Here is a 26,073-nt window from a genome sequence, read left to right as displayed (position 1 = left end):
GTTGACGTGCCGGTGAATCCCGATTCTGGATCACGCCTCCGGGCCGTCACACAGGAGCCCGAGACGGGCCCACCGGCAAAGAAGACCGCTGCCAAGAAGACCACCACCACTGCGAAAACAGAAACGACTGTGACGAAGACTTCCACGAGCCCCGCCAAGAAGACCGCTGCCAAGAAGACTGCCGCGAAGAAGACCGCTGCCAAGAAGGTGTCAGACCCGTCTGACGAGGGCACGGTTCCTGCGAGCGTTGATCTGGCCGACGCATTGGAGACGCCTCCTGCTGACGGCACGGTTCTGGTCGACGCCCAGGGCAAGAAGATCTTGCCGGACATCCCCGACGAGGAGTTCGAGAAGGATCTGAAGAACGATCCTTCGCTCAAGGAGGACGAGAAGTCTTCCTACACGATCTCGGCCGCTGACGAGTCCGACGAGCCCGTTCAGCAGGTCATGGTCGCCGGCGCCACCGCCGACCCGGTCAAGGACTACCTCAAGCAGATCGGCAAGGTCTCGCTGCTGACCGCCGGCCAAGAGGTCGAGCTGGCCAAGCGCATCGAGGCCGGACTCTTCTCCGAGGAGAAGCTGGCCAAGGGCGGCCGCCTGTCGGAGAAGTCCCGCGAAGGCTCGAGTGGATCGTCGTCGACGGTCGCCGTGCCAAGAACCACCTGCTCGAGGCCAACCTGCGCCTCGTCGTCTCGCTGGCCAAGCGCTACACAGGCCGCGGAATGCTGTTCCTCGACCTGATCCAGGAAGGCAACCTCGGTCTGATCCGTGCAGTCGAGAAGTTCGACTACACCAAGGGCTTCAAGTTCTCGACCTATGCGACGTGGTGGATCCGTCAGGCGATCACCCGCGCCATGGCCGATCAGGCCCGCACGATCCGTATCCCGGTCCACATGGTCGAGGTCATCGACAGAGCTGGCCCGTGTCCAGCGCCAGATGCTGCAGGACCTGGGTCGCGAACCCACCCCCCGAAGGCTCGCGCTCGAGCTCGACATGACGCCCGAGAAGGTCGTCGAGGTCCAGAAGTACGGTCGTGAGCCGATCAGCCTGCACACCCCGCTGGGCGAGGACGGCGACTCGGAGTTCGGCGACCTGATCGAAGACTCCGAGGCGATCGTCCCGGCCGACGCGGTGTCGTTCACGCTCCTGCAGGAGCAGCTGCACGCCCGTGCTCGACACCCTTTCGGAGCGTGAGTCCGGTGTCGTGTCGATGCGCTTCGGCCTGACCGACGGACAGCCCAAGACGCTCGACGAGATCGGCAAGGTCTACGGAGTGACGCGCGAGCGCATCCGCCAGATCGAGTCCAAGACCATGAGCAAGCTGCGTCACCCCTCGCGCTCGCAGGTGCTGCGCGACTACCTCGACTGAGCCAGTCTGCTGGCAAGGGCCCGTACGGCACTGAGATTCCAGTGCGGTGCGGGCCCTTGACACAGTCCCGGCCAATCGCCGACGAACACGGCCAGCCTGTCTCTCCCGGTCATCTGGGTTAGACTGCCACGACAACACGAGCCTCTCGGAGAGCAGATCTGTGCGAAATACCGATAGTTCACAGCGCGTAGCACGCGCAATCGGGGTGGGTGTACTGGCGGCAACTCTGGTGCTGGGTCTGGCTTCGGTGGCTACCAGCGCCGAGGTCGACGCGACCCCGACGCCTGACCCGACCCCCACGCCGGCAGCGAAGACTCCTGTTGCCGAGCGCGGAGTGGCCGCGGCGGCCGACAGCGCGCCTGAACCGTGGCCGGGGTATCCCGTGACGCTCGAGACCAACTTCTCGCGTCCCTACAAGGCGATCTCCAGCAAGTCCAACAGCGACTTCTCGCAGCTCAACGACCTCGAGCGCATCATCCGCGGCTCCTATAAGGATCCGCGCACGGGCAAGATCCGACCCGCAGCGGTACGTCGAGCCAACACGGTCTTCCTGTCGGTCTCCCGCATGGAGAACTCCTACCGGGTGGGCCGTGGCTGATCAAGGCGGCCAAGCAGGGCGTCAAGGTGCGCGTCATCCACGGCAAGGCATCGCAGTCCAAGGAGTCACGGGCACTGCAGCGGGCGCTGAAGTCGCGGTCACTGCGGGACGCCAACTTCAAGATCTGCCAGAAGGGCAAGAGCCTGGCATGCCTGTCGGGACTCAATGGCGCGATCATGCACTCCAAGCTGCTGCTCGTCAGCAGCACGTTCACCCGCGACAACAAGCCGGCCAAGGGCGTCATCTGGACGGGCTCGGCCAACCTCGGCGGCCCCAGTGGCGAGCGCACCTACAACAACGGTCTGACGATCTACAACGACAAGAAGCTGTGGTACCAGACCCGCAAGCTGTGGGACGACATGTACGCCGAGCGCAACATCGGCAACGACTTCCTGAAATACGCCAAGAAGCACAAGACGCGCTACGGCTACAGCACTGCAAGCCACGCGACGGCTACACCCGTGCGTACTCCGACTACGGCATGTTCTACTCCAACTTGGCCAACGTCACGATCTACGCCACACCGATCCGGGCGACCCCCAACAACGGCAAGGACCCCGTCCTCAACCTGTTGCGCCGCGTCGTCCCCGATGACCAGTGCCGTATCCGTCTGCAGGAGAACCGGTTCAAGTACCGCCGCATCGCTGTGGCCTACAGCTCGTCGAGCTGGCCGACGCCGGCTGCAAGATCTCGGTCGTCTCGTTCGAGGACGACCTCAAGGTCAACCGCATCGCGCACTGCCAGCTGTACATCCGCGTGTGCCGGCCGATCCTCGACGTGTTCAAGACGGCCAGCCGTCGCATCGAGGTCGCCTGGGCCGAGCCCCACGACAAGACGATCCTGATCGAGGCCAAGCTGACCCGTAACCGGCTCAACCCCGAAGAGGTCGCGGTCGACGGCACCAGGTACAACAACTGGCCGAGCTCGGGCATCCGGACCAAGGTCGTGCAGGCCGGTTCTGCGGCCCTCACCGGTTCCAACCTGGTCGCCAGCGACGAGATCACGACCGAGACGACCGATCCCGCCGTGTACGAGGACTACCTCCAGCACTGGAAGGCGATCTTGAAGTCGCGGGAGATCCACAACTACCCCTACTGATCGATCAGGGGCAGCTCAGTCAGGGCAATGCGAAGGGCCGGCCAGAAATCATCTGGCCGGCCCTTCGCATCGCTTGCTGTGGGTGTCTTAGACTCCGTCGTCGACCAGGGCAGTGGACGACGAGGTGAGGCGCTCCGACTCGTCGTGGATGAGTGCTGACATCTCGCGCAGCTTGTTCTCGTGCTGGCGAGCGTGGTGAGCGCAGAACATCAGCTCGCCGCCGCCACCGAGGGTGACGCGGACGTAGGCCTGAGCGCCGCAGCGGTCGCAGCGGTCGAGGGAGCTCAGCATGGGGGCTGTCAGTGTTGTCACGGTGACCTTCTCTCTGAGCCGGTTGGATGTACTGGTCAACATCCAATCATGGTGTCCTATTCCGTGCTTCAGGGCTGACCGAATGGTGACTATTCACATAAATACTCCTCGGTGGGTCCAAACGCTCGGAGGCGCGCTGCGGTCGCGTGTCGCCGACGGCGGACAGAGGCGTGTCACGCATCGAGTACTGGGCTTTGCTGGCTAGGGTTGGAGAAGGCAAAGCACCCCGAGAAGGAACCCATCATCGACAGCTGGTACGACGCCAGAAACCTCCTAGTCCTCGAAGGACTGGAGGCCGTCCGCAAACGTCCAGGCATGTACGTCGGCTCCACCGACACCCGCGGGCTGATGCACTGCCTGTGGGAGATCATCGACAACTCCGTCGACGAGGCTCTCGGTGGCCATGGTGCGCACATCCTGGTCGCGCTGCATGCTGACGGATCGGTCGAGGTGCAGGACCAAGGGCGAGGCGTCCCGGTCGACATCGAGAAGAAGACCGGGCTGACCGGCGTCGAGGTCGTCTACACCAAGCTTCCACGCCGGCGGAAAGTTCGGTGGGGGCTCCTACGTCGCCACCGGCGGTCTGCACGGAGTCGGCGCCTCGGTCGTCAATGCCCTGTCGTCGCGACTCGACGTCGAGGTCGACAAGGGCGGAGCGACGTGGGCGATGTCGTTCCGGCGTGGTGAGCCGGGAGTCTTTGCCGGTGATGGGCCCGACGCCGACTTCACCCCGACCAACGAGCTGCGCAAGATCGGCAAGGTCGCCAAGGCTCGCACCGGAACGCGCGTGCGCTACTGGGCCGATCCCCAGATCTTCATCAAGGGCGCCAAGTTCTCCTACGACGAGCCGTCGCCCGCGCACGCCAGACGTCCTTCCTGGTGCCAGGCCTCGAGCTGGTCATCCGCGACGAGCGCGGCGACGAGCTGGGCGAGGAGAAGTTCCGCCACGACGGTGGCATCGGTGAGTTCTGCGAGTTCCTCGCACCCGACGAGCCGGTCTCTGACGTCCTGCGGCTCGAGGGCGAGGACGTCTTCACCGAGACTGTCCCGCTGCTCGACGCCAAGGGCCACATGACGCCCCAGGACATCGAGCGCACGCTCGGCGTCGATGTCGCGTTGCGGTGGGGCACGGGCTACGACACCGAGCTCAAGTCGTTCGTCAACATCATCGCGACGCCCAAGGGCGGCACGCACGTCAACGGTTTCGAGCGGGCCGTGACCAAGACGTTCAACGAGGTCCTCAAGACGACCCGGCTGCTGAAGTCAGGCGACCCCGATGTCATCAAGGACGACGTTCTCGAAGGAGTCACGGCGGTCGTGACGGTCCGTCTGGCGGAACCGCAGTTCGAGGGCCAGACCGAAAGAGGTGCTCGGCACTCCCGCGGTCACCAAGATCGTCAACCAGGTCGTGTCGCGCGAGCTCAAGAAGTACCTGACGTCGACCAAGGCCGCAGACAAGGCCAAGGCGCGCACCGTGATGCAGAAGGTCGTCGATGCGTCCCGCACGCGACTGGCGGCCCGTCAGCAGCGCGACACGCAGCGGCGCAAGAATGCGCTGGAGTCCAGCGCCCTCCCGGCCAAGCTGGCTGACTGCCGCAGCAACGACGTCGAACGCTCCGAGCTGTTCATCGTCGAGGGCGACTCAGCACTCGGCACCGCCAAGTCGGCCCGAGACTCTGAGTTCCAGGCATTGCTGCCGATCCGGGGCAAGATCCTCAACGTCCAGAAGGCCAGCATCGGCGACATGCTGAAGAACGCCGAGTGCTCGTCGATCATCCAGGTCGTCGGGGCCGGGTCCGGTCGCACCTTCGACGTCGACGCAGCTCGCTACGGACGCATCATCTTCATGGCCGACGCCGACTCCGACGGTGCACACATCCGTTGTCTGCTCGCGACATTGTTCTTCCGCTACATGCGCCCCTTGGTCGATGCCGGGCGGGTCTACACGGCCGTCCCGCCGTTGCACCGCATCGGCTGACCAATCCGAAGAAGGGGCAGGACAAGTACGTCTACACGTACTCCGACCCCGAGCTGCAGCGCAAGCTGGCCGAGCTCAAGCGCAAGGGCGTCTCGTGGAAGGACCCGGTACAGCGGTACAAGGGTCTGGGAGAGATGGACGCCGACCAGCTGGCAGAGACCACGATGGAGCCGCGGCACCGCACGCTGCGCCGTCTGACGGTCGACGACGGCGAAGCAGCCTCAGACGTGTTCGAGCTGCTCATGGGCAACGAGGTGCCGCCCCGCAAGGAGTTCATCGTTCAGGGCGCCTACGAGATCGACGCCGACCGCATCGACGCCTGATCCACCCGCCGGCTGCGGTTTCCCAGGGTGCCCTGGGGAATCACTCACGCACCCAGCGCTGTGACGCTAGGTGCGTGGCAAGAGGCCGAGGCCTCGTGGGAAACCGCAGCGGGGTTAGACGACGGGTTCGAGCAGGCCTGAGTCGACGTCGTACAGAAATCCGCCGACCGCGATGTCGTTGTTGATCAGCGGATGTGTCTTGACCCGGTGGACGTCGGCCAGGACGGTCTGACGCTGGTCGACGATGGCGCCCAACGTCATCCACGAGGCATCCGTGCCGGTGCCCTCGGTGATGCGAGCCTTGAGCTCGTCCTCGGTCGACGACGCCATGGCGCAGCGGGTGTGCTGGACCACGAGCACCCGGTTGACGCGAAGCAGGTTGACGCCGAGCACCAGCGCCACGAGCACCTGATCGGTCACCCGGCCGCCGGGGTTGCGCAGGATCTTGGCGTCACCGGGCTGGAGGCCGATCATCCGCAGCGGATCGATGCGTGAGTCCATGCACGTCACCATCGCGACGCCGGCGTGGGCGATGCCGTCGAACCCGGATAGGGAGAAGTCGTTGGCATAGGACTGATTGGCGGCAAGCAGGTCATCGAAATCTGGCATGCGTCGAAGCCTAGCCACTGCTGTTCGAGGTCATGCTGGGGGCTGGCCACCGGGACGTCGGTCGGTGCGCAGCAGCACCAGTGCGAGCCCCGCGGCGATCAGCGCACACACCGCAGCGCCGACGAAGACGGCATGCAGCTGGGTGATGCCGGCGCCGATCTGGGCGTCCTTGTAGGCCTGGCAGAGTGTCGCCTGGCCGTCGCAGAGCTCGGCGGCGGGCGGAATCTTGTCGGCGGCGTTGTAGAAGGCACGCAGGCCGATCGTCGTCAGCGCCGAGATGCCCAGAAGCATGCCGACCATGCGGGCCACGATCAGCAGCGCGGAGGCGACACCGTGCACGGCATCGGCAGTGTGGGCCAGCAGGGCCGCATTGACGGGCGCAATCGCGATGCCGAAGCCGAGGCCGCCGAGGATCAACGACCAGGTCTCGGTGCTGCTGTCGAGTGACGTCTTGTCCCAGGTCGCCATGTGCCAGAAGGCGACTGCACTCATGAGCATCGCTACCGACGTCAGGACGTTGGCTGGAACCCGACGCAGCAGCCACCCGCCGAGCAACGCGCCGATCGGCAGGGCGATCAAGAACCGCACCAGCACCAGCGCGGCGTCGAGCTGGGAGTCGCGGTAGACCGTGAGTCGTGCGAAGAACGGGATGTCGACCAAGGCTGCGATGAGCGCGGCGCCGATGAAGAACGACACGATCAGCGCGCCCCAGGCGGGACGGGAGCTGAGTGCGCCTCGTGGGATGAGCGGTTGCACGGCGCGCCGCTGCCGGACGCCGAAGCCGATGAAGGCGGCGGCAGCGATCGGCAGCAGCCACGGCGCATCGGGGGAGACGGCGCCGCTCTCGGGCTCGGCGGAGGCGAAGGTCACGATCACGGCACCGAGCCCCAGGGTCAGCAGCAGCGCGCCCCCACGTCGGTCTCGCGCGCCAGGGCGGGCCAGGTGCGCCAGCCGACGAGGGGACGATGAGCGAACACCTGGCGCAGCACGAACAACGCCACGATCGCGAACGTTGTCAGGGCCAGGGGAGTCAGCCACCGGGAGTCGCCGGTCACCGGGAGGTAGGCACGACCGATCTCGACGTCTTGGACGAGCCGGGTCGGCGCGAGCATCACCAGGCTCATGCCGGCGAGCGTCAGGACGGCCAGCCCGGCGCCGGGGTAGTCGAATCGGCCTGCTGAGCGTGTCGGAGCGGCTCCTTTCGACAAGCTCAAGGAGCGGGTCGGTCTCAGGCTGAGCATGGCTGCGACGAGGACCAGCCCGATCGCGCAGTTGAGCCAGAAGATCAGCCGCCAGTCGCCGAAGGCCAGGACAGCAGCGCCGTAGAGCGGTCCGAGGACGCTGCCGACTCTTGCACCGCGCCGACGATGCCCAGGGGGAGTCCGCGCTTGTGCGGTGGCCACAGATCGGCGACAAGGGCCAGCGTCGGCGGGATCAGTCCACCGCCGCCGATGCCCTGGATCAGTCGACCGGCCACGATGGTCTCGAGGTTGTACGCCGCGGCCGTCACGAGCGATCCGACCGCGAACACGATGAGCGAGCCGAGCAGCACCGGGATACGACCGCGCAGGTCTGAGATGCGACCGATCAGCGGGAGCACCCCGACATAGCCCAGGAGGAAGCCGCTGACGATCGGCGCGGCGCGCTGCAGCTCGTCGAGGTCGAGCCCGACCGTGCTCATCATGTCGGGCAGCGCCAGCACCACGACGTACGTGTCAGCGGCAGCGAACGAGATCGCGACCGCAGCGAACGCCAGGAGGATCTTGGAGGCGGGAGTGATCGCTGTGCTGCTCATGAGCCGGGTGATCGACCTGGTGTGCTCAGGGGGCCGTGATCGTCACCGGCGTGTCGGACGTCGCCAGCCCGACGGTGTACGTGACGTCGCCGCCCTCGGGGTAGAACTGGCCCGTGAGAGTGGCATCGCGTAGCTGGTCATCGTCGTCGAGGCGGTAGGTCACCTTGAACGTCTGGTCAGAGGCAGCCGACGGGATGATCGTGGCGACGACCGTGCCGGGCAACGTGCCCTTGACCGTGGTCAGCACGTCCTTGCCGTCGCGCGACTGGCCGCCGTCGCTGATCGACTCGGTCTTGACCAGGATCTGGGAGATGCCCGCGTCGGTCGACAACAGCGAAGCCGGATCGGGAGCCTTGAGGTCCTTCGGGTCGATCGTGACGAAGTTCGGCGCGAAGCCGGTCTTGGCGTACACCTTGCCGTCGACCGCGATGACATCGGCGCCGAGGCTGGAGCCGCCGGTGATGACCGTGACCTTGCCCTTGAAGGCCGGCGAGTGATTGCCCTTGCCCTGGGCTGACAGCAACCCGGTGATGCCATCGGGCAGCGACTTGGTCGCCAACGAGATGTCGATGGTCTCGGCGGAGTCGAGCGCCTCCTTGGCCGAGGCGAGGCGGGCGGTCAACGCGGACGCGTCGCCGCCCTTGTCGTCCGAGGCGTCGGACGAGTCGGACGACCCGGTGCATCCGGCCAGGAAGAGGGTCGATGCGAGCAGGGCTGGGAGCAGGTGACGAATGCGCACGGCTCAGTCTTGCACGAGCGGGGGCTGGTCTTCGGCGATAGCCACCTGACGGGCCGGAGGGCCTGACACGGCGAGAATCGGCTGCGCCACGGGCACACCTGAGCCATCACGTCGATCGGTCGGCTCGGGCAGGTCGACAGCCGTCCCGCTGGTCGCGCAGGCCATCGGAACGCCGTCGCCGACCCAGGCGAGCAGCAGCCCGTCCTCGCCCTTGAGCAGTCGTTGGCACCGCACGCCGCCGGTGGCGCGGCCCTTGGTGGGATAGATCGACAGCGGGCTGACCTTGACGGCGCCGTTCTGGGTTCCGGGCAGCGCATCGCTCGAGCCGGCGACCGTCACGATGTAGGCGGCTTCAACATCGGTGACGGCACCGAACGACACAACTTTTTGACCCGATGCCAGCTTGACTCCGGCGACGCCGCCGCCACTGCGGCCCTGCGGGCGGACGAGCGAGGCCGAGAAGTAGAGCAGCTGGGCGTCGGACGTCACGAAGGGCAAGCTGCTCGTCACCAGTCGTCAGCGCGACGGCACCGACGACCGCATCGCCGTCGGCCAAGGAGATGAGATCCCACTCGTCACGACTCAGATGATCTGGCTTGACCCGCTTGACCGTGCCTTGGCGCGTGCCGAGCGCGATGCCGGGACCGTCTTCGTCGAAGGTCATGAGTGCCAACGCGGCGGAGTCGAGATCGGCGATCTCGCCCAACGGCAGGCCGCCCTGCAGATGGGGGGAGTGCGCTCCGGGCGGCAGCGTCGGCAGGTCGAGGACGCTGAGACGTCGCACCGTGCCCGCCGACGTGATGACGCCGATCTCGCCGCGCGCAGTCGTCTTGACGACCGAGACGATCGTGTCGTGCTTGGCCCGGTGGTCGACCTCGCCGATGGGGGAGGCGTCGGAGGTGCGCGCCAGGAGCCCGGTCGCCGACAGCAGCACCCAGCACGGATCGTCGGCGACCTCGAGCGGTGCTGCCGTCGCAGACTTGGTCTGGCCCGACGACTCGAGCAGGACCGTGCGCCGCGGGGTGCCGAACTTCTGCGCCATCTCAGTGAGCTCGTCACCCACGGTCTTGCGCAGGAGGGTCTCGTCGTTGAGGATCGCGTCGAGCCTCTCGATCGAGCTCACGCAGCTCGGCGGCCTCGCGCTCGACGTCGAGCGTCGACAGCCGGGTGAGCGTGCCGAGTCGGCGATCGAGGATGTACTCGGCCTGCACGGTCGACAGGTCGAACACGCTCATGAGCCGCTCTTTGGCCTCAGCGGTGTTCTCGCTGCTGCGGATCAGCTGGATGACCTCGTCGATGTCGAGCAGCGCGATCAGCAGGCCGTCGAGGACGTGCAGCCGATCGGCGGCCTTGCCGCGGCGGAACGTCGTGCGGCGACGCACGACATCGATGCGGTGCGCGAGGTAGACCTCGAGCATCTCCTTGAGCCCGAGCGTGCGGGGCTGGCCGTCGACGAGCGCCACCGCGTTGATGCCGAACGAGCTCTCCATGGGAGTGCTCTTGAACAGCTGCTCGAGGATCGTCTCGGGGATGAAGCCGTTCTTGATCTCGATGACCAGGTTGAGGCCCTTGTGGCGGTCGGTGAGGTTCTTGATGTCGGAGATGCCCTGGAAGCTCTTGGCCTGGACGAGCTTCTTGATCGCCTCGATGACCTTCTCGGGCCCGACGTTGTACGGCAGCTCGGTGACGACGATGCCCTTGCGCCGTGGTGTGACGTTCTCGATGCGGGTCGATGCCCGCATGCGGAACGAGCCGTTGCCGGTCGCGTAGGCGTCGCGCACGCCTTCGAGCCCGACGATCTTTCCGCCGGTCGGCAGATCTGGGGCCGGGGATGAAGCGCATCAGGTCGTCGAGGTCGGCGCGGGGATGGGTGATCAGGTGCCGCAGGGCCTGCACGACCTCGATCAGGTTGTGCGGCGCAATGTTCGTCGCCATGCCGACGGCAATGCCGCTGGCCCCGTTGACCAGGAGATTGGGCAGCGACGCTGGCAGGACGACCGGCTCGGTCTCGCGTCCGTCGTAGTTGGGCCGGAAGTCGACGGTGTCCTCGTTGATCGAGGCGGTCATCGCCTCGGCGGCGGCGTCCATGCGGATCTCGGTGTAACGCATCGCCGCAGGAGGATCGTCCTGCGAGCCGAAGTTGCCGTGACCGTCGGCCAGGGGGAGACGCAGCGACCACGGCTGCACCAGGCGCACGAGCGCGTCGTAGATCGCGCTGTCGCCGTGGGGGTGCAACCGGCCCATGACCTCGCCGACGGGGCGGGCGCTCTTGACGTGACCGCGATCGCTGCGCAGCCCCATGTCGTCCATCGTGTAGAGCAGCCGGCGCTGGACGGGCTTGAGACCGTCTCGGGCATCGGGCAGCGCGCGCGAGTAGATGACCGAGTAGGCGTACTCGAGGAAGCTCGAACGCATCTCGTCGCCGACATCGGTGTCGAGGATGTGCTCCTCGAACTCTTCGATGGGTGCCTGCTTGCTGCTCCGGGCCATGCCTGCCTCTCGTGGATGATGCTCAGCGTCCATTTTCGCCTGTACCGATGTGCGGACTGTCACCGCCACGCCGAGGCGGGACCCGATAGGTTTGTGTCGTGACCACTGAGGTGCATCCTGTCGAGCACTGGGAGGCCGACGTCCTGCTCAAGGACGGTCGCGTCGCACAGCTGCGTCCGATCCTCGAAGCAGACGCCGAGCGCCTGGTCGAGTTCTACTCTCGCGTGTCCGAGGAGTCCAAGTACTTCCGGTTCTTCGCGCCCTATCCCAAGCTGTCCGACAAGGACGTCAAGCGCTTCACGACGGTCGACCACGACCGTCGCGTGGCCTTCGTCGTGACGGTGCACGGCGAGATCATCGGGATCGGTCGGTACGACGCCGTGGCCGAGGACGAGGCCGAGGTCGCGTTCCTGGTCGAGGACGCGCAGCAGGGCAGAGGCGTGGGCCAGCTGCTGCTCGAGCACCTGGCGCAGGCCGGTCGTGAACGCGGTATCCGCCGGTTCGTCGCCGACGTGCTGCCGTCGAACTCCCGGATGCAGCAGGTCTTCCGCGAGATGGGCTATCAGGTCCAAGGAATGATCGAGGACGGCGTGCAGCGCCTCATCTGCCAGATCGACGCGACCGACCTGTCGATCGGCGTGATGCGCGCTCGCGAGCAGCGGGCCGAGGCAGCCTCGATCGAGCGGATCTTCCGCGCCCGCAGCATCGCCGTCATCGGCGCCAGCCGCCGCCAGGGATCCATCGGTCAGGCCATGGTCCGCAACCTCGTGCTGGGCGACTTCGGCGGCAGCGTGTACGCCGTCAACTCCCAGGCCGAGGCAGTCTCGGGCCTGCCGGCCTACAAGACGGTCCAGGACATCCCCGGCGAGGTCGACGTCGCGATCGTCGCCGTTCCGGCGGAGTCGGTCCGCGAGGTCGTGCTCGACTGTGCCGCCAAGGGCGTCCACGGTCTGGTCGTGATCTCGGCTGGATTCGCCGAGGAAGGCCCCGAGGGTCGCCGCCGCCAGCGCGAGCTGTTCGGGCTCAGCCGCTCGTACGGCCTGCGGCTGATCGGGCCCAACTGCCTCGGCATCATCAACACGGCCCCTGAGCTGCAGCTGACGCGTCGCTGTCGCCGTCGATGCCACCGCAGGGTCGAGTCGGCTTCTTCTGCCAGTCAGGAGCGCTCGGCACCGCGATCCTCGAGTCGGTGTCGCGCCGAGGTCTGGGACTCTCGACGTTCGTGTCGGCCGGCAACCGCGCCGACGTGTCAGGCAACGACCTTTTGCAGTACTGGCAGGAGGACGACTCGACCGAGGTCATCCTGCTGTACCTGGAGTCGATCGGTAACCCGCGCAAGTTCTCGCGGATCGCCCGTCGGGTCTCCCGCACCAAGCCCATCGTCGCGGTCAAGTCGGGCCGTTCGACCCAAGGCGTGCCCGTCGGCCACACCGTGGCCCGCACCTCCGCACCGCAGTCTGCGGTCGACGCGATGTTCCGGCAGGCCGGGGTCATCCAGGTCGACACGCTCGACGAGATGTTCGACGTCGCCCAGCTTGCTGGCCCACCAGCCGCTGCCGCGCGGCAACCGCATCTCGATCGTCGGCAACTCCGACGCCGTGGCCCTGATCGTCGCCGACGCCGCAGCGGCTGCCGGTCTGCGGGTCACCGAGCCGGTCTCGCTGGGCGCCGACGCCACCGCAGACGACTTCGAGGTCGCCATAGAGACGGCCATCGCGAGTCCCGAGACCGACGCGCTCGTCGCGGTCTACATCCCGCCGCTCAACACGACCGGTGAAGATGTCGCCGACGTGCTGGCAGCGGTCGGCGAGCAGTCCGACAAGCCGATCGTGTCGACGTTCCTCGGCAGTGAGGGCGTCCCCGTGCTGTTGCGGGTCCCCGATCTGCTCGGCGGATCTGCGGGCCGTGGCTCGGTGCCGTCGTACGCCGCGCCCGAGTCGGCGGTGCGTGCACTGGCCCGGGTCGTCAACTACTCCGAGTGGGCCGCGCGCGAGCACGGCGAGTTCCGTTCGTCCGACAACCACCGCACCGGAGATGCCCGGGCGCTGGTGCGTGACGTGCTGGCCGTCGCGCCGCGTGGCGCGATCCTGTCGACCGAGCAGGTGCACGCACTGCTGGCCTGCTACGGCATCGACCTGTGGACCTGGATCAACGTCCACAGTCGCGAAGAGGCTATTGCCGCCGGAGAGAGGCTCGGCTGGGACGTCGTCCTCAAGGCCGGCAGCGAGCACCTGCGCAGCCGCCCCGACATCGCGCACATCTGGCGCGGCATCGCCAACGGCGAGGAGATGGGCGAGGCGTGGGACCAGCTGACCAACTGGACCGGCATGCGCAAGGACACCAAGTTCTTCGTCCAGCGGGTGGCGGCCGAAGGCGTCCAGGTCTCGTTCAGCGTCACCGAGGACCCGCTGTTCGGCCCGCTGGTCTCGTTCGGGCTAGCCGGCGCGCCCAGCGAGCTGATGGGCGACCGCTCCTACGGCATCCCGCCGCTGACCGATCTCGACGCCGAGAGCATGATCCGCAACCTGCGGTCGGCGCCGTTGCTGTACGGCTACCGCGGCTCCGAGGCGGTCGACGTCGACGCGTTGCAGGACGTCATCGTCCGGCTCGCGGCGATGAAGGACGACCTGCCAGAGATCGCCGAGCTCGACCTCGAGCCCGTCGCGGTGCATGCTAACGGGTTCACGGCGCTGAGTGCTCGGGCCAAGGTCATCCCGTCGGCTGATCGACGTGGTGAGTGGTACGTACGGCGGCTCAGTCAACCGGCACCCATGGGCGATACGCTCGCGTAATGAGCACCGACCACACTGCGCCACTCTTCGACGAGGTCTCTCGCAGCGGCTACTACCCGGAGATCGTTGCCGAAGGGCTCCGGGACGCCTTGGCCGGCGAGACGGTGCACGGCTACGTCCTGCATCACGAGCCGACGTTCGACCGCGACGAGATCCGCCGGCACATGACGGTGCTCGCGTTGACGACCAGCCGGCTGATCCTGCTGCACACCGACGAGCATCCCGGTGACGACCTGCTGCCGACCCCCTACACGTCGACGAGCTCTGAAGCAGTCGCGCTGAGCCAGGTGCGCTCGGTCATCGTGACCCGGATGGTCACATCGAAGACCAAGCAGCTCGAGAAGCTCTGCTGACGATCGGCTGGGGTGCGGTGTCGCGGGTCGCAGCTCGAGCCGGCCCGGTGCTCCGATCCCGAGTGCGAAGCAGATCACGGCTACTCCGGCAGCCTGACCGGCGACGACTTCTCGCTGCGACTGGCCGCAGCCGGCGACGGCGGCGCAGCGGTCGAGCGGCTGCTCGGATTCGCCCGTACGCTCTCGGCGGCCACGACCGGCCGTACTTCATGACCCAGACTCTTCCGGGCATCGGCGGCCGCGCCACGATCGACCAGATCATGCCGTCCGTCGGGGCGTCATTGGGTGTCGACGGCCTGAGCAACACGCTGGGTCTGCCAGAAGCTCCCCGGTGTGTCGTGTTCTTGGTCGACGGAATGGGCCTGGAGCTGCTGCGCGAGCACGCCGACGCGGCTCCGTTCCTGTCGTCGCTGAACAACGTCGACGACGTCGTGTGTGGCGTCCCGTCGACGACCGTGACGAGCCTGACCTCGTTGGGCACCGGCGTCAGAGCCGGCGAGCACGGTATGGTCGGCTACACGTGCCGGGTGCCCGAGACCGGGCGGCGACTCAACTCGCTGAAGTGGGACCAGCCCCTCGACCCCACGCAGTGGCAACCGCACCCGACCGTCCTGCAGCGCCTCCAGGCCGCAGGCGTCTCCGCCTCGTCGGTCAACGACGCCCGGTTCGAAGGCACCGGGCTGACGGTGTGCAGCCAGCGCGGTGTGCCGTTCCACGGCATCAACTCGGTGTACGAGCGGCTCGACGTCGTGGTCGACGTCATCGAGTCCAGCCCACGTTCGGTGACCTACGCCTACGAGTCTCGGCTCGACCACACGGGGCACGGCAAGGGCTGCCGCTCCGAGGAGTGGCGGGCCATGCTGACCACGATCGACACCGAGCTGATGGAGCTGCGCGACGCTTCCACGCGACACGCTGCTGATCGTCACCGCCGATCACGGCATGATCGACCTGCCGTTCGAGAACCGGTTCGACGTCGACCAGCATCCTCGCCTGCTCGATGACGTCACGATGCTGGCGGGTGAGGCGCGGTTCCGGCACCTCTACACACGTCCTGGTGCTGAGCGTGAGGTGGCTGCGCGGTGGCAGGAGACCTTGGGCGATCGCGCCATCGTCCGCACGCACGAGGGCCTCGAGGACTGGTTCGGTCCGATCACGCCCGGCGTGCGCGGGCGCATCGGCGACGTCGTGGTGGCCTCGCTGGGCGAGTTCGGCGTGTTCTCGTCGCGCGAGTTCGCGATCGAGCTCGAAGATGACGGGCTTCCACGGGTCGATCACCGACGCCGAGCTGAAGATCCCGGTGCTCGTCGCGACCTGAGGTCCGTGCCTGGCGCGATCAGTCCACGTGCATCGCCGTGTAGCCGACGGTGAGTCGCTGCCGATCGTCGGAGCTGCTGCCGCTGGCGTACACGCCGTACTGGTAGCCGTTCTTGCGGGTGTTGGGGTACGAGCCGAATCCCTGGTCGACTCCTTCGCCGGGCTGCGCCTGGACGCTGCGGAGACAGTCGGCCACGACGTCGTCACTCGAGGGGACCGGATCGCTCTCGTCGTCGACGTCTCCGGGCAGGACCTTGCTGCTGCGCACCAGCCACGCAGCGACCTGGTCGCAGGCCGGGCCGAGGGCCGTGTCGGAGACGTCGAGCGACCAGGTCATCGTGTAGCGCGTCGAGCCTTCGGAGACAGTTCGCACGATCTGGTCGGCCACGACGTCGCTCGCCTCGTCACCGAGGTCTTCCTCGTCCGCACCGCTCGCAGACCATTGCGGTCCCGGCGACGACACCAGCTGGAGTGCTCGACGACCGCGTCTTCGCTGTCCGTGCCGCCGCAGCCCGCAGGCAGCAGTGCAAGTGACACCGCGCAGATGGCAGCTGCGCGACGACGAGACCTGATGACAGCAGCAGACATGGCCCAGAGCCTAGGCGATCTCTGAGCAGTGTGCGTTGCGACGTGCCCACCATGGCAATGAGAGAATGCACAGGTGGCAGACCTCAACTTCTACAGCGGCACGATGGACTGCGGCAAGAGCACGCTGGCGCTCCAGATGGATCACAACCACCGTGCGCGCGGCAGGGTCGGCCGGGTCTTCACCTCCCACGACCGGGCGGGCACGGCCACGCTGTCGAGCCGGCTCGGGCTGGCGGTCGCGGCGATCGAGGTCGACGATGCATTCAACTTCTGGCAGTTCACGGTCGACGAGCTGACCCAGGGCGGTCGCATCGACTACTTCGTGTGCGACGAGGCGCAGTTCTACACCGTCGAGCAGATCGATCATCTGGCCAAGATCACCGACGAGCTGGCCATCGACGTCTTCGCCTTCGGCATCCTGACTGACTTTCGGACCAAGCTGTTCTCGGGCTCCTTGCGCCTGATCGAGCTCGCCGACCGGGTGCACACCTTGCAGGTCGAGGCGTTGTGCTGGTGCGGCGAGCGAGCGACGCACAATGCGCGGACCGAGGACGGGGTCATGGTCACCGAGGGTGAGGTCATCGTGGTCGGCGACGTGGACGACCTCGATCGGCCGGCCCGTCAGGTCGGCTACGAGGTGCTGTGCCGGCGCCACCACCGACGCCGGATGACGGCCGCGACGGCCAAGGCCGCTGCGATGTCGCCGGACGTCCTGCCGTTCGCCTGAAGCGGCGGCACAGCGCCTCGAACGAGGCGGTCAGTCGTTCTTGTCGCCGAACATGATCTCGTCCCAGCTGGGGACGCGACGCCGTTCGTGGCGCTTCTTGCTGCGCGGCCCCATGGTGTCGGGGACGGCGACATTCGTCTCGAGGGTCTCTTCGAAGTCGTCCTCGACGATCTCGGCAGTCGGCGCCTCGGCCTGCTGCTCGCTCTCGGCGATCGCGCTGTTCGAGCGCGCGGCGGTCACGCGCCTCCTTCAGTGACGAGACACCGGTCAGCGGCTCGACCTGCTCGACGGCCGTGACCTCGATCTCGATCTGGAAGCTCGGGCAGCGTCTCCTGCTCGGGGACGGCCGCCTCTTCGGCGGGGGCGGCAGGCGGCTCGGTGGTGCGCACGGCCGAACGCACGACGTCGGCCAGGGCCATGTCGGCCGAGTCGGGCAGCGCGACGTCGCCCACCAGGTCGTGGGCGAGGCGTCGGCCGGCATGACGTAGCGGCTCTTGACGTCGAACGGGAAGCTGGCGGGCTGCTCTCGATCGGCCGGCGTGACGGTGACCGTCCACCGGCCGTCCTCGCGGCGCCAGGAGTCCCACAGGGCGGCCTCGGGAACGCCTCCGGCCGAGATGATGGTGTCGTCGACGAGCGCTCCGAGCAGGACGCCGGTGCCGCTGACGTGCTTGCGGCGGATCGCGGTCTTGCGGGCCTGCTCGCACATGAACTCGCGCTCGGCCAGCACCGGACCGGCGAAGCCGCTGATGCGCTCGATGGGGACGCCGGCGGAGTCGGCCACCGACTGGGGTGATTCGCCACGACGGATGCGGGTCTGGATGTCGCGCGGGCTGAGTGAACTTTCCATGCGGATCTCCAACTGGCGGAGCTGCCTCCGGGCCGGGACTGCCCATTGTGTGCGGACTGGGCCGTGACCAGGGCAGTGAGCCGCTGGTCGGCCGGTAGGCGGAACTTCTCGCCTGTGCTGACATCACGCGCGACGAGGAAGCGCTTGTCGTCGCTGAAACCCTCGATCCTCAGGTCACGCATGTCATCGCCTTCGATGTCGACGTCTTCGGGTGGGCGTTCACACGAAGTGTTCCTTCAATCCTAGGCGGGCCGGACGCGGAAATGCTGCGACGCGCCGACACACGATAACGTCGTCGCCGTGTCCGACACCTTGCTGCTGATCTTCGATCTCGCCGGCATCGCCGTGTTCGCGTCGACCGGGGCGCTGGTCGCGGTCCGCAAGGAGACTGGACGTGTTCGGAGTGGCGGTGCTCGCGCTCATGACCGGGCTCGGCGGCGGCGTGATGCGAGACGTGCTGATCGGGGCGGTGCCGCCGAAGGCGCTCGACGACTGGCGGTACCTCGTGGTGCGTTCGCCACTGCGCTGGTGGTGTTTTTGTTCCACCCCACGTTCGGTCGTCTGGAGCGCGAGATCATGCTGCTCGACGCCCTGGGGCTCGCGCTGTTCTGCGTGACGGGGAGCTGTCGCGGCCGAGGCGGCCGGCCTCAACGTGCTGGCGTCGTCCGCCTTGGGGATGCTGACCGGCATCGGTGGTGGCATGCTCCGCGACGTGGCGTCCGGTCGAGTCCCGGCTGTCTTCCGCGGTGAGTTGTATGCCACACCGGCGTTCGCAGGAGCGCTCGTCGCGGCCGTCGTGGCCCACCAGGACTGGTCGCAGTGGTGGTACGGCCTGGGGGCAGCGATCTGCTTCGTGTGGCGGGTCGTGGCGTTGCGCCGCGGCTGGACAGCGCCCCTGCCGCCCGGCACCCAGCTCGGCTGACTCAGCGGGGGAGCAGCCGCGAGAACGCCGGATCGGCGTGGGGGACGGCCGAACCGGTGGTTCGTGATCGAGATCGACTGCTCCAGGAGGAACGGCAGAGCCTCGATCCGTCCCGATGGCGTGACGGGCCCCGCGTGGATCGTGACGTCGGGGTCACCGTCGAGGACGGTCGCGAGACTCGGCGGCGTCGCTTCCCACGAGCCGGACCCGTGCGGGTCGCTCCTGGGCGACGTGCGCGAGCCACTCGTCGTGCTTCTGCACCACGACGTCTGCGGCCAGCCCGTCAGGCAGCGGGGCGCGGGTGCTGACCGTCACGGGGGCGCCGGTGCGGGCCGCTGCGAGCAGGACGCGCACGAGGACGGGCAGGTAGCCGTCGAACCGGATCGTGACCGGTGCGGGGACGTAGCGCAGCAGGCTGCGCTCGACCCCGAGTCCGGCGACGTCCTTGGCCACGCCGTACTCGCGCTGCCAGGCGATCTCGTCAGATGCGGCGGCGGCCTTCAGGTCGTCCAGCTCTGCCGGGGTCACGTGGCGCTCGGCGGCATCGAGGACCGCCGCCACGGCGGGACTGGATCGCTGTCACGGGGGACGGCGCGCAGCGGTCGGGGATGCCAGGTACCGAGTCGCGTCAGGTAAGCTGGGTCCGCCGGACTTGGCATTCGCCCCCACGGACGAGCGCTTCCACCCGCCGAACGGTTGCCGCTGCACGATCGTTCCGGTGATGTCGCGGTTGACGTACAGGTTGCCGGCGTCGATCTCGTCGATCCAGGTGCTGATCTCGTCGGCGTCGAGGGAGTGGATACCGGCGGCCAGCCCGTAGTCGGTGCCGTTCTGCCACTCGATCGCCTGCTCGAGCGTCGAGGCGTGCATGATGCCCAGGACGGGACCGAAGTACTCCTTCGTGTGGAATCGACTGCCCGGGCGCACACCGGTGCGGATGCCGGGCGACCAGAGCCGTCCGTCAGGACTAAGCTGGCGGGGAGCAAGCAGCCACGACTCTCCGTCATCCAGGGCCGTGAGGCCGTCGGCGAGGACGCCCGAGGGTGCCTCGATCAGCGGTCCTGTCGTGACCCCGAGATCATCGGGCAGGCCGACCGTGAGCGACGAGACGGCATCGACGAGCTGGCGCCGGAACCGTTCGGATCCGGCAACGGCCCCGACCAGGATGGCCAGACTCGCTGCCGAGCACTGCAGACCGGTCTGCCCGAAGGCGCTGGCGACCAGGTCGGTGACGGCCAGATCGAGGTCGGCGGACGGGGTGACGACGACGGCGTTCTTGCCGCTGGTGGCAGCAAGGAGTGGCAGCGCCGGACGCCAGGAGCGGAACAGCTGGGCGGTCTCCCCGGCACCGGTCAGCATGACCCGGTCGACCGCGGAGTGGGAGATCAACGCCTGGGTCAAGGGGCCCTCGTCGATCGTGACGAATCGCAGGACCTCCCGCGGGACGCCGGCCTGCCAGAGCGCCTCGACCATGACGGCAGCACTGTGCCGCGTCTGCGGGGCGGCCTTGACGATCACGGCACTGCCGACGGCGAGCGCGGCCAGGACGGATCCGGCTGGGCCCGCGACTGGCAGGTTCCACGGCGTCACCACGACGGTCAAGGTGTCGGGCACGAAGGTTGCGCCGTCGACGACCTCGAGGCGCCGTGCGGCTTCGGCGTAGTAGTGGGCGAAGTCGACGGCCGCGCTGATCTCGGCGTCGGACTCGGCCACGGTCTTGCCTGCCTCCGCCGCCATGACCGACACGAGATCGCCGCGACGGGCCCCCATGGCGTTGGCGGCCTGGTGCAGCACCCAGGCCCGAACTTCGGGGCCGCGGGCCTGCCACTCCTCGGCAGCCGCGCGCGCCTGGTGGATGACCGTCTCGAGACTCGCCGGTCCGGGGACCTTTCCGGCGTGGACGGTCTGGCTGCCGAGCTGGGTGTACGAGGACCGGGCCAGCGCGAGCCGGGCCCACTCGCGGTTGGCCTCGACCGACGGGTCGGTGTCGGGGGTGTCGCGAAGTGCTCACCGGGTCGCACCGGCAGCTCGGTGAGGCGGTTCTGCACGCGGTGAGTGGCGGGTGCGGCAGCCTCGAGCTCCTTGACCGACGCGACGAAGCCTTGCGCCTCGCGCTCGAAGGAAGAGATGTCGGTGCTCGTCTGCTCCCCGAGCTCTCTCACGAAGTAGGCGATCGCGGCGTCGAGGTGAGCCGGGCGGACGACCGGGGCATGGAGCAGCAACGCTCCGACCTCGTCACGCACCGCGGCGGCCGGGCCAGTGACCAGTCCGAGCGGCATCTCGACCTGCAGCGCCTCGCGGACGCCGTGGTCGCCGGCCAGCAACCAGGCGTACGCGATGTCGAACAGGTTCTGAGTCGCAACCGCGATGCGGACGGCCTCGACACGTTCTGGCCGTAGTGCCCAGTGAAGGATGCGCTTGTACTGGGTGTCGGCCTCGCGGGCGGTCGACCACGGTGCGAGAGGCCAGCCGTGCCTCGCGGCCTCGACCCGCTCCATCGCTAACTCGGTGCCCTTGACGAGCCGTACCGGACGGGAAGCTCCGCCAGCGGTCCGGCGCCGGGCCGCCCAGGACTGCAGCTTCTTCATCGCGTCGAGAGTCGGGCAGGTACGCCGGCAGCACGATGCCGGCCTCGAGATCGGGGAACGAGTCGAGGATGCGGGTGAACACCGCGATCGTGAGGTGCAGGTCGCGGTAGGTCTGCAGGTCGAGCTCGATGAACTTCGGCTGGTCGACCGCGGCTTGCGCGAACAGGGGAGCAAGGTGCTTGACGGCCCGGTCGACCGATTCGTCGAACGACCACGGCGACGGCTGTCCGGTGACCGACGAGACCGTGACGGAGACGTGGTCGACATCATCGCGTCGCAGCAGCGCGAAAATCTCGTCGCGCCGTCGTGCAGCACCGGCTTCGCCGACCACGGCCTCGCCGAGGAGCGTGAGGTTGAGCTGATCGCCGCTGCCGCGCAAGCTCTTGATCGTGCGGCCCAGGTGGTCGGGTCGGCCATCCACCACAAGATGGCCGACAGCACGACGCACGGTCCTTCTGGCCACGACGCGAGCGAGCCCTGGAAACAGGACGGCGGCCAGCGAGCGAGGCTCGGCAAGAGGCTCTGACGAGCAGAAAGAAAGGGCGGAGGGTCCCGGACCATGGCGCGGAGATGACGAGCCGCGACCCGATCGTCCTCGGGCGGATGACCCCGGTCGATGAGGCCGATCGTGAGCTCTATGCCGCGCGGATCCTTGACAAGGTGGGCCAGACGCCGGGCGGCGAGATCGGGTCGACGAGCGTGCGGGCGCTGGGATCAACCCACGCACGGACGAGCTCGACGCTGCGGTCAGCCAGGGGAAGTTCGGTCATCGTCGGGCCGATACTAGTGACTTTGGTCCCGGTTGTTCACGCTCCGCCGAACTCAGTCCACAGTGCGGATGCTCCACGCGACGGCCGCTCCGGCCAGGCCACACACGAGAGGCACCAAGAAGCCCGCCGAGGCCCCATGGGCGTCGATCACAGCGCCGACGACCGCAGCGCCGGAGCGATTCCGACCGACATGCCCGTCATGCTCCACGTCAACGACTCGGTCAGGCGGGACGACGGCACTTGGCGCTCGATCAGGTTGACCATCGAGATCAAGGCAGGCGAGATCATGAAGCCGGCCGAGGAACATCCCGACGGCGAGCAGCGGGATGCTCGTCGGCAGCAGCATCAACGGCGCGAACACCAGGCTCAGCGCCAGGATCGATCCCCCGCAGCCGCCGCAGCGGGCTGGCCGCTCTCGGCAGAGCCCCGACGATCACGCCGGCGATGAGACTGCCGGCAGCCCAGACGGCCAGCACGCCAGCCCGGCCGCGCCCTTGTGGCCATGCTCGTCGTGAACGCCGCGATGATGACCTCGGCAGAGCCGAAGATGATGCCGAGCGTCATCGACACCACCACCAACGGCCCGAGCACGGTCCACCGGATCGGCTCCCCGCGGGGCGTCGCGACGGTCGCTGGGCGGGGGAGCGGTGCGACGTTGCAGGGCCAACGCCCAGCTGCCCAGCATGGCTGCGGCCGCCGGCGAACAGCAGGCCGGAGACGTCGCTGACGTGCAGGGTCAGGAACGTGACCAGGACGGGACCGAGGACAAAGGCCACCTCGTCGAGGACGGCCTCGATCGAGAAGGCCGTGTCGCTGTTCGCGATCAGTCAGGAGGTGCGACCAGCGGGCACGGACCATGCTGCCGGTCTGGGGCGTGGCAAGCCCGGTCAGGACCAGGCACAGGTGCGGCCAGGGGGCATCCCAGCCCGCGTCGAGCACCAGGATGAACAAGGTCATCCCGGTCGCGTACAGCGCCCGACGACCCACAGGACGACGCTCTGGCCCAGACGATCGGCCAGGCGCCCCTGCCCACGGACCGAACGCAGCCGCCGACAGGACGTAGGACGCCGACATGACACCGGCCTGCCCGTACGAGCCGGTGCGCTGCGTTGATCAGCAGCGCGATGCCGAGACCAGCCATCGACATCGGCAACCGCGACCGCAGGGCCGTGAACGAGAACAGCGCTGCGCCGCGGTGGGACAGCGCGTCCCGGTACTTCGTCAGCATCCTGGCCTTCCCGCCCCGTGTGACAAATGGGTCACGGTGCGAGGATGAGGGCATGAATGTTCGCCCCTTCGACGCGCTCCTGCTCGTCTCGTTCGGCGGCCCGGAACACCCGGACGACGTCGTGCCATTTCTCGAGAACGTCACCGCCGGTCGCGGCATCCCGCGCGAGCGCCTCGGAAGAGGTGGTCAGCGCTACTTCCTGTTCGGCGGGAAGTCGCCGATCAACGAGCTCAACCTCGAGCTGCTCGACGCGCTGCGCAAGGACTTCGCCGACCATCGAGTCGACCTGCCGATCTACTGGGGCAACCGCAACTGGGATCCCTACCTGCGCGACGCCGCCCAGCGGATCGCTCCGGCACGTCGAGCGGGCCGCCTGCTTCGTGACCACGCATACTCGTCGTACTCCGGCTGCCGCCAGTACCGCGAAGACCTGTACGACGCGACCACGGGGCTCGAGATCGGTCTCAGCAGGCTGCGGCACTACTTCAACCACCCCGGATTCGTCGGTCCGTTCGTCGAGGCGACCAGAGACTGCGCTGGCCTCGGCTCCCGCCGGCACGCACGTCGTCTTCGTGACCCGCTCGATCCCGACCTCGATGAACGAGGCGAGCGGCGGCCCCGGTGCGCGGCCTACCTGCACCAGCACGAGAGCGTCGCCGCGTTGGTCGCCGACGGCGCCGGCGCAGGAGAACTGGTCGGCCTGGCGTACTGCTCCCGATCGGGCTCGCCGCACGTTCCGTGGCTCGAGCCCGACGTGAGACGACCACCTGCGCACCCTGCACGAGCAGGGCGGTCGGTCGGTGCGTCGTGGTGCCGATCGGGTTCATCTCCGACCACATGGAGGTCATCTACGACCTCGACGCCGAAGGCAAGGCAACCGCCGAGCGAGGCTCGGGCTGCGCTACGAGCGGGTGGCCACACCGGGGCACGCCCGACTTCGTCGCGATGGTCCGAGAGCTGCTGCTCGAACGGGCCGCCGTCGAGCGCAGCGAGGCCCGTCGCACGAAGGTCGCTCGGCGACTGCCAGCGTCCCACGACGTCTGCGCCGTGGACTGCTGCTTCAACCCGCGCTCCGTCCTCCCGACGATCGCATGAGCGCCGCCGAGTCGCTCCTCGGAGCGCGCGCGCCGTCGGGCTGGAGGCTGCCGAGTTCGTCCGCAGCAGCCGCCCGAGGGCCGGGTCGACGTCGCGACGACCAAGAGCAGCCCGACCGACGTCGTCACGGAGATCGACCAGGCCTGCGAACGGCTGATCCGTGACCGCATCTTCGCTGCTCGACCCGATGACGGCTTCGTCGGCAAGGAAGGTGACGACATCGTCGGCACGTCCCGGCGTCGACTGGGTCGTCGATCCGATCGATGGAACCGTCAACTTCATCCACGGAATCCCGGCCTACGCCGTCGCGATCGCCGCACGGCGGCGGCGTCGTCGTGGCCGGACATGTCGTCAACATCGCGACCCGCGAGGAATGGGGTGCCGTCCGGGGGCAGGGCGCGTGGCGCTACGAGCGGGACGAACGCGTCACACTGACAGCGCCGGTCGGAGCGCCGCTGCCCAAGGCCATCGTTGCCTCCGGCTTTCACTACGTGCAGGAGATCCGGGCCAAGCAGGCCGCCGCGATGGCCGTCTTCCTGCCGCAGGTCGCCGACATCCGGCGCACCGGCTCGGCCGCGCTCAACCTGTGCGCGCTCGCGGAGGGGCAGTACGACCTGTACTTCGAGCAGGGGCTGCACCTGTGGGACCAGGCCGCAGCCGGCCTGGTGGCGACCGAATCGGGTCTCGTCATGACCGGCCTCGACGAGCGAGCCGAATGAACGTATGGTGATGGCAGCACACCCCGCGATGGCAGAGGAATATTTCGCGCTCGTACGCACTTGTGGGTTCTGAGTGTGAATGCCACAGCAAGATGTGGCACAATCACGCCGGTTGTTCCGCACAATAGGAGAGTTGATGGCTACCGACTACGACGCACCGCGCAAGACTGAAGAAAGAGCAGTCCGAGGACAGTATCGAGGGAGCTCAAGGCGCGTCGGCACGAAAGAATTCCGGCAAGGTCGACGAGGACGAGACCGAGGCAGCGGAATCATTCGAGCTGCCCGGAGCCGACCTCTCGCACGAAGGCTGGCCGTCCAGGTGATTCCCAAGCAGGTCGACGAGTTCACGTGCTCGTCGTGCTTCCTGGTGCATCACCGCAGCCAGCTCGCGTCTGAGAAGAACGGCGCGCTCATCTGCCGCGATTGCGCCGACTGACTTTTCGGGGTGACGATGTGGGAGCCGGTTCCGCAAGGACCGGCTCCTTTGCGTTGTCCGGGGCCTTGGACTTGGCGTCGGCCAAAGGCTTCATGCCGGGCGGCAGCTGGCCGGTCGACTTGACCCAGTACGTTGCTGCGCCCCGCCGGGTTGCGACCTTGACGAGCTCGACCATGGCCCCGCCCACCACGGCCCAGGCGACCGCCTCGCGGGTGCTGACCTCTGGATGGCGCCCGTCGTCGGCGGCTTCTTGCCCGTCACGGCCCGCCACGCCAGCATCGTCGCGCGCTGCGCCAGCAGACCCGACGCGATCGTGGCGCTCCTGTCCATGAGCTTCCACGTGCCCTTGCCGGGCGCCTTGCTCGTCGGTGTCGCCG

At 67.8% G+C, this 26,073-nt stretch carries 26 protein-coding genes and 10 pseudogenes; 20 read left to right on the top strand and 16 right to left on the bottom strand.

The genetic code is table 11. From position 1 onward, the window contains the following. Window positions 1-6: 6 nt before the first annotated feature. The 4 genes and pseudogenes from ACHMWU_RS21255 (at window position 7) to ACHMWU_RS21240 (ending at window position 3,065) form a co-directional block, all read left to right on the top strand. Window positions 7-1,369 (top strand): annotated as a pseudogene (locus ACHMWU_RS21255) (RNA polymerase sigma factor). 229 nt (window positions 1,370-1,598) lie between these two features. Then, window positions 1,599-1,967, top strand: a complete 369-nt coding sequence (locus ACHMWU_RS21250; protein WP_396046568.1) for a hypothetical protein — start codon at window positions 1,599-1,601, stop codon at window positions 1,965-1,967. A gap of 26 nt (window positions 1,968-1,993) precedes the next feature. Further along, a complete protein-coding gene (locus ACHMWU_RS21245; RefSeq protein WP_396046566.1) occupies window positions 1,994-2,833 on the top strand; it encodes a hypothetical protein in 840 nt (279 codons plus the stop codon). Beyond that, window positions 2,745-3,065 (top strand): hypothetical protein, encoded by a 321-nt coding sequence (locus ACHMWU_RS21240; protein ID WP_396046564.1) that lies wholly within the window; start codon window positions 2,745-2,747, stop codon window positions 3,063-3,065. Before ACHMWU_RS21245 ends, ACHMWU_RS21240 begins: the two co-directional genes overlap by 89 nt. Window positions 3,066-3,152: 87 nt before the next feature. Here ACHMWU_RS21240 and ACHMWU_RS21235 read toward each other — a convergent pair whose 3' ends face one another. Continuing rightward, complete coding sequence (locus tag ACHMWU_RS21235) at window positions 3,153-3,419, bottom strand: hypothetical protein (RefSeq protein ID WP_396046562.1); 267 nt, start codon at window positions 3,417-3,419, stop codon at window positions 3,153-3,155. 273 nt (window positions 3,420-3,692) lie between these two features. On the opposite strand from ACHMWU_RS21235, the pseudogene ACHMWU_RS21230 reads away from it, so the two are divergent. After that, a pseudogene (locus tag ACHMWU_RS21230) lies at window positions 3,693-5,678 on the top strand (type IIA DNA topoisomerase subunit B). Window positions 5,679-5,792: 114 nt separating this feature from the next. On the opposite strand, the gene ACHMWU_RS21225 reads toward ACHMWU_RS21230, so the two are convergent. From ACHMWU_RS21225 to ACHMWU_RS21200, 6 genes and pseudogenes are all read right to left on the bottom strand, one after another. Further along, the gene (locus tag ACHMWU_RS21225; protein ID WP_396046560.1) at window positions 5,793-6,287 is read right to left on the bottom strand and encodes a beta-class carbonic anhydrase; all 495 of its coding nucleotides are present in this window, start codon (window positions 6,285-6,287) and stop codon (window positions 5,793-5,795) included. Window positions 6,288-6,317: 30 nt separating this feature from the next. Then, a complete protein-coding gene (locus ACHMWU_RS21220) occupies window positions 6,318-7,157 on the bottom strand; it encodes an MFS transporter (RefSeq protein WP_396046558.1) in 840 nt (279 codons plus the stop codon). Between the two features lie 23 nt (window positions 7,158-7,180). After that, window positions 7,181-7,528, bottom strand: coding sequence for a hypothetical protein (locus ACHMWU_RS21215; protein ID WP_396046555.1), 348 nt, complete (start codon window positions 7,526-7,528; stop codon window positions 7,181-7,183). Window positions 7,529-7,572: 44 nt separating this feature from the next. Then, window positions 7,573-8,082 (bottom strand): MFS transporter, encoded by a 510-nt coding sequence (locus ACHMWU_RS21210; RefSeq protein WP_396046553.1) that lies wholly within the window; start codon window positions 8,080-8,082, stop codon window positions 7,573-7,575. A gap of 25 nt (window positions 8,083-8,107) precedes the next feature. Beyond that, on the bottom strand, window positions 8,108-8,821 hold the full coding sequence (locus ACHMWU_RS21205; RefSeq protein WP_396046551.1) for an LppX_LprAFG lipoprotein: 714 nt from the start codon (window positions 8,819-8,821) through the stop codon (window positions 8,108-8,110). A gap of 3 nt (window positions 8,822-8,824) precedes the next feature. After that, window positions 8,825-11,311: pseudogene (locus ACHMWU_RS21200) on the bottom strand (DNA topoisomerase (ATP-hydrolyzing) subunit A). A gap of 98 nt (window positions 11,312-11,409) precedes the next feature. Here ACHMWU_RS21200 and ACHMWU_RS21195 point away from each other — a divergent pair. The 6 genes and pseudogenes from ACHMWU_RS21195 to ACHMWU_RS21170 form a co-directional block, all read left to right on the top strand. Beyond that, a pseudogene (locus ACHMWU_RS21195) lies at window positions 11,410-12,378 on the top strand (GNAT family N-acetyltransferase); the annotation flags it as partial. Window positions 12,379-12,431: 53 nt separating this feature from the next. After that, the gene (locus tag ACHMWU_RS21190; protein WP_396046962.1) at window positions 12,432-13,088 is read left to right on the top strand and encodes a hypothetical protein; all 657 of its coding nucleotides are present in this window, start codon (window positions 12,432-12,434) and stop codon (window positions 13,086-13,088) included. A 13-nt stretch (window positions 13,089-13,101) separates the two neighbouring features. After that, a complete protein-coding gene (locus ACHMWU_RS21185) occupies window positions 13,102-14,103 on the top strand; it encodes an acetate--CoA ligase family protein (protein WP_396046960.1) in 1,002 nt (333 codons plus the stop codon). Then, window positions 14,103-14,669: pseudogene (locus tag ACHMWU_RS21180) on the top strand (DUF5998 family protein). Before ACHMWU_RS21185 ends, ACHMWU_RS21180 begins: the two are co-directional and overlap by 1 nt. Next, on the top strand, window positions 14,666-15,460 hold the full coding sequence (locus tag ACHMWU_RS21175) for an alkaline phosphatase family protein (protein ID WP_396046549.1): 795 nt from the start codon (window positions 14,666-14,668) through the stop codon (window positions 15,458-15,460). Before ACHMWU_RS21180 ends, ACHMWU_RS21175 begins: the two are co-directional and overlap by 4 nt. Further along, complete coding sequence (locus ACHMWU_RS21170; RefSeq protein WP_396046547.1) at window positions 15,399-15,827, top strand: hypothetical protein; 429 nt, start codon at window positions 15,399-15,401, stop codon at window positions 15,825-15,827. The genes ACHMWU_RS21175 and ACHMWU_RS21170 overlap by 62 nt, the downstream gene beginning before the upstream one ends. On the opposite strand, the gene ACHMWU_RS21165 is transcribed toward ACHMWU_RS21170, so the two are convergent. After that, window positions 15,793-16,236 carry a hypothetical protein gene (locus ACHMWU_RS21165; RefSeq protein WP_396046545.1) on the bottom strand — a complete coding sequence of 148 codons (444 nt, stop codon included), beginning with the start codon at window positions 16,234-16,236 and terminating at the stop codon, window positions 15,793-15,795. The two genes, ACHMWU_RS21170 and ACHMWU_RS21165, sit on opposite strands and share 35 nt — an antisense overlap. A 198-nt stretch (window positions 16,237-16,434) precedes the next feature. Here ACHMWU_RS21165 and ACHMWU_RS21160 point away from each other — a divergent pair, with 198 nt between their 5' ends. Further along, window positions 16,435-17,088, top strand: coding sequence for a thymidine kinase (locus ACHMWU_RS21160; RefSeq protein WP_396046543.1), 654 nt, complete (start codon window positions 16,435-16,437; stop codon window positions 17,086-17,088). A 130-nt stretch (window positions 17,089-17,218) separates the two neighbouring features. On the opposite strand, the pseudogene sepH reads toward ACHMWU_RS21160, so the two are convergent. Further along, window positions 17,219-17,938: pseudogene (sepH, locus tag ACHMWU_RS21155) on the bottom strand (septation protein SepH); the annotation flags it as partial. Between the two features lie 394 nt (window positions 17,939-18,332). On the opposite strand from sepH, the gene ACHMWU_RS21150 reads away from it, so the two are divergent. Further along, complete coding sequence (locus ACHMWU_RS21150) at window positions 18,333-18,554, top strand: TRIC cation channel family protein (RefSeq protein ID WP_396046541.1); 222 nt, start codon at window positions 18,333-18,335, stop codon at window positions 18,552-18,554. A 36-nt stretch (window positions 18,555-18,590) separates the two neighbouring features. Beyond that, window positions 18,591-18,860: a trimeric intracellular cation channel family protein gene (locus ACHMWU_RS21145; RefSeq protein ID WP_396046539.1), complete on the top strand. Its 270-nt coding sequence runs from the start codon at window positions 18,591-18,593 to the stop codon at window positions 18,858-18,860. 153 nt (window positions 18,861-19,013) lie between these two features. On the opposite strand, the gene ACHMWU_RS21140 is transcribed toward ACHMWU_RS21145, so the two are convergent. The 6 genes and pseudogenes from ACHMWU_RS21140 to ACHMWU_RS21115 form a co-directional block, all read right to left on the bottom strand. Next, window positions 19,014-19,421: a hypothetical protein gene (locus ACHMWU_RS21140; protein WP_396046537.1), complete on the bottom strand. Its 408-nt coding sequence runs from the start codon at window positions 19,419-19,421 to the stop codon at window positions 19,014-19,016. 18 nt (window positions 19,422-19,439) lie between these two features. Next, a complete protein-coding gene (locus tag ACHMWU_RS21135) occupies window positions 19,440-20,717 on the bottom strand; it encodes an aldehyde dehydrogenase family protein (protein ID WP_396046957.1) in 1,278 nt (425 codons plus the stop codon). A gap of 335 nt (window positions 20,718-21,052) precedes the next feature. Further along, window positions 21,053-21,869: pseudogene (locus ACHMWU_RS21130) on the bottom strand (proline dehydrogenase family protein); the annotation flags it as partial. A gap of 214 nt (window positions 21,870-22,083) precedes the next feature. Continuing rightward, a complete protein-coding gene (locus tag ACHMWU_RS21125) occupies window positions 22,084-22,218 on the bottom strand; it encodes a hypothetical protein (RefSeq protein ID WP_396046536.1) in 135 nt (44 codons plus the stop codon). A gap of 52 nt (window positions 22,219-22,270) precedes the next feature. Continuing rightward, complete coding sequence (locus ACHMWU_RS21120) at window positions 22,271-22,579, bottom strand: hypothetical protein (protein WP_396046534.1); 309 nt, start codon at window positions 22,577-22,579, stop codon at window positions 22,271-22,273. Between the two features lie 5 nt (window positions 22,580-22,584). Next, window positions 22,585-23,292, bottom strand: a complete 708-nt coding sequence (locus ACHMWU_RS21115; protein ID WP_396046532.1) for a hypothetical protein — start codon at window positions 23,290-23,292, stop codon at window positions 22,585-22,587. Here ACHMWU_RS21115 and ACHMWU_RS21110 point away from each other — a divergent pair. From ACHMWU_RS21110 to ACHMWU_RS21085, 6 genes and pseudogenes are all read left to right on the top strand, one after another. Beyond that, the gene (locus ACHMWU_RS21110) at window positions 23,291-23,494 is read left to right on the top strand and encodes a hypothetical protein (RefSeq protein WP_396046530.1); all 204 of its coding nucleotides are present in this window, start codon (window positions 23,291-23,293) and stop codon (window positions 23,492-23,494) included. The two genes, ACHMWU_RS21115 and ACHMWU_RS21110, sit on opposite strands and share 2 nt — an antisense overlap. A 4-nt stretch (window positions 23,495-23,498) precedes the next feature. Further along, a pseudogene (locus ACHMWU_RS21105) lies at window positions 23,499-24,149 on the top strand (ferrochelatase); the annotation flags it as partial. A gap of 134 nt (window positions 24,150-24,283) precedes the next feature. Continuing rightward, window positions 24,284-24,541 carry a hypothetical protein gene (locus tag ACHMWU_RS21100; protein WP_396046955.1) on the top strand — a complete coding sequence of 86 codons (258 nt, stop codon included), beginning with the start codon at window positions 24,284-24,286 and terminating at the stop codon, window positions 24,539-24,541. A gap of 187 nt (window positions 24,542-24,728) precedes the next feature. After that, window positions 24,729-24,821 (top strand): annotated as a pseudogene (locus tag ACHMWU_RS21095) (hypothetical protein); the annotation flags it as partial. Further along, window positions 24,805-25,260 carry an inositol monophosphatase family protein gene (locus ACHMWU_RS21090; RefSeq protein ID WP_396046528.1) on the top strand — a complete coding sequence of 152 codons (456 nt, stop codon included), beginning with the start codon at window positions 24,805-24,807 and terminating at the stop codon, window positions 25,258-25,260. The pseudogene ACHMWU_RS21095 and the gene ACHMWU_RS21090, both read left to right, overlap by 17 nt. Before the next feature lie 136 nt (window positions 25,261-25,396). Beyond that, window positions 25,397-25,696, top strand: a pseudogene (locus ACHMWU_RS21085) (DUF4193 domain-containing protein). Here ACHMWU_RS21085 and ACHMWU_RS21080 read toward each other — a convergent pair. Next, window positions 25,671-25,967: a DUF4235 domain-containing protein gene (locus tag ACHMWU_RS21080; protein WP_396046526.1), complete on the bottom strand. Its 297-nt coding sequence runs from the start codon at window positions 25,965-25,967 to the stop codon at window positions 25,671-25,673. The pseudogene ACHMWU_RS21085 and the gene ACHMWU_RS21080 sit on opposite strands and share 26 nt — an antisense overlap. Window positions 25,968-26,073 lie beyond the last annotated feature (106 nt).

The organism is Aeromicrobium sp. UC242_57 (assembly GCF_044452305.1).
Taxonomy (GTDB): domain Bacteria; phylum Actinomycetota; class Actinomycetes; order Propionibacteriales; family Nocardioidaceae; genus Aeromicrobium.
The sequence above is the reverse complement of the archived record's forward strand: the minus strand, read 5'-3'. Positions and strand labels throughout refer to the sequence as shown.

Bases quoted from the DNA above. Each gene is read 5' to 3' on its own strand.
- ACHMWU_RS21110 (WP_396046530.1), top strand. From the start codon at position 23,291: ATGACACCGGCCTGCCCGTACGAGCCGGTGCGCTGCGTTGATCAGCAG.
- ACHMWU_RS21175 (WP_396046549.1), top strand. From the start codon at position 14,666: ATGACCCAGACTCTTCCGGGCATCGGCGGCCGCGCCACGATCGACCAG.
- ACHMWU_RS21115 (WP_396046532.1), bottom strand. From the start codon at position 23,292: ATGTCGGCGTCCTACGTCCTGTCGGCGGCTGCGTTCGGTCCGTGGGCA.
- ACHMWU_RS21225 (WP_396046560.1), bottom strand. From the start codon at position 6,287: ATGCCAGATTTCGATGACCTGCTTGCCGCCAATCAGTCCTATGCCAAC.
- ACHMWU_RS21235 (WP_396046562.1), bottom strand. From the start codon at position 3,419: ATGTTGACCAGTACATCCAACCGGCTCAGAGAGAAGGTCACCGTGACA.
- ACHMWU_RS21170 (WP_396046547.1), top strand. From the start codon at position 15,399: ATGATCGACCTGCCGTTCGAGAACCGGTTCGACGTCGACCAGCATCCT.
- ACHMWU_RS21215 (WP_396046555.1), bottom strand. From the start codon at position 7,528: ATGCTCAGCCTGAGACCGACCCGCTCCTTGAGCTTGTCGAAAGGAGCC.
- ACHMWU_RS21190 (WP_396046962.1), top strand. From the start codon at position 12,432: ATGCCACCGCAGGGTCGAGTCGGCTTCTTCTGCCAGTCAGGAGCGCTC.
- ACHMWU_RS21100 (WP_396046955.1), top strand. From the start codon at position 24,284: ATGGAGGTCATCTACGACCTCGACGCCGAAGGCAAGGCAACCGCCGAG.
- ACHMWU_RS21125 (WP_396046536.1), bottom strand. From the start codon at position 22,218: ATGACCGAACTTCCCCTGGCTGACCGCAGCGTCGAGCTCGTCCGTGCG.
- ACHMWU_RS21210 (WP_396046553.1), bottom strand. From the start codon at position 8,082: ATGAGCAGCACAGCGATCACTCCCGCCTCCAAGATCCTCCTGGCGTTC.
- ACHMWU_RS21090 (WP_396046528.1), top strand. From the start codon at position 24,805: ATGGAACCGTCAACTTCATCCACGGAATCCCGGCCTACGCCGTCGCGA.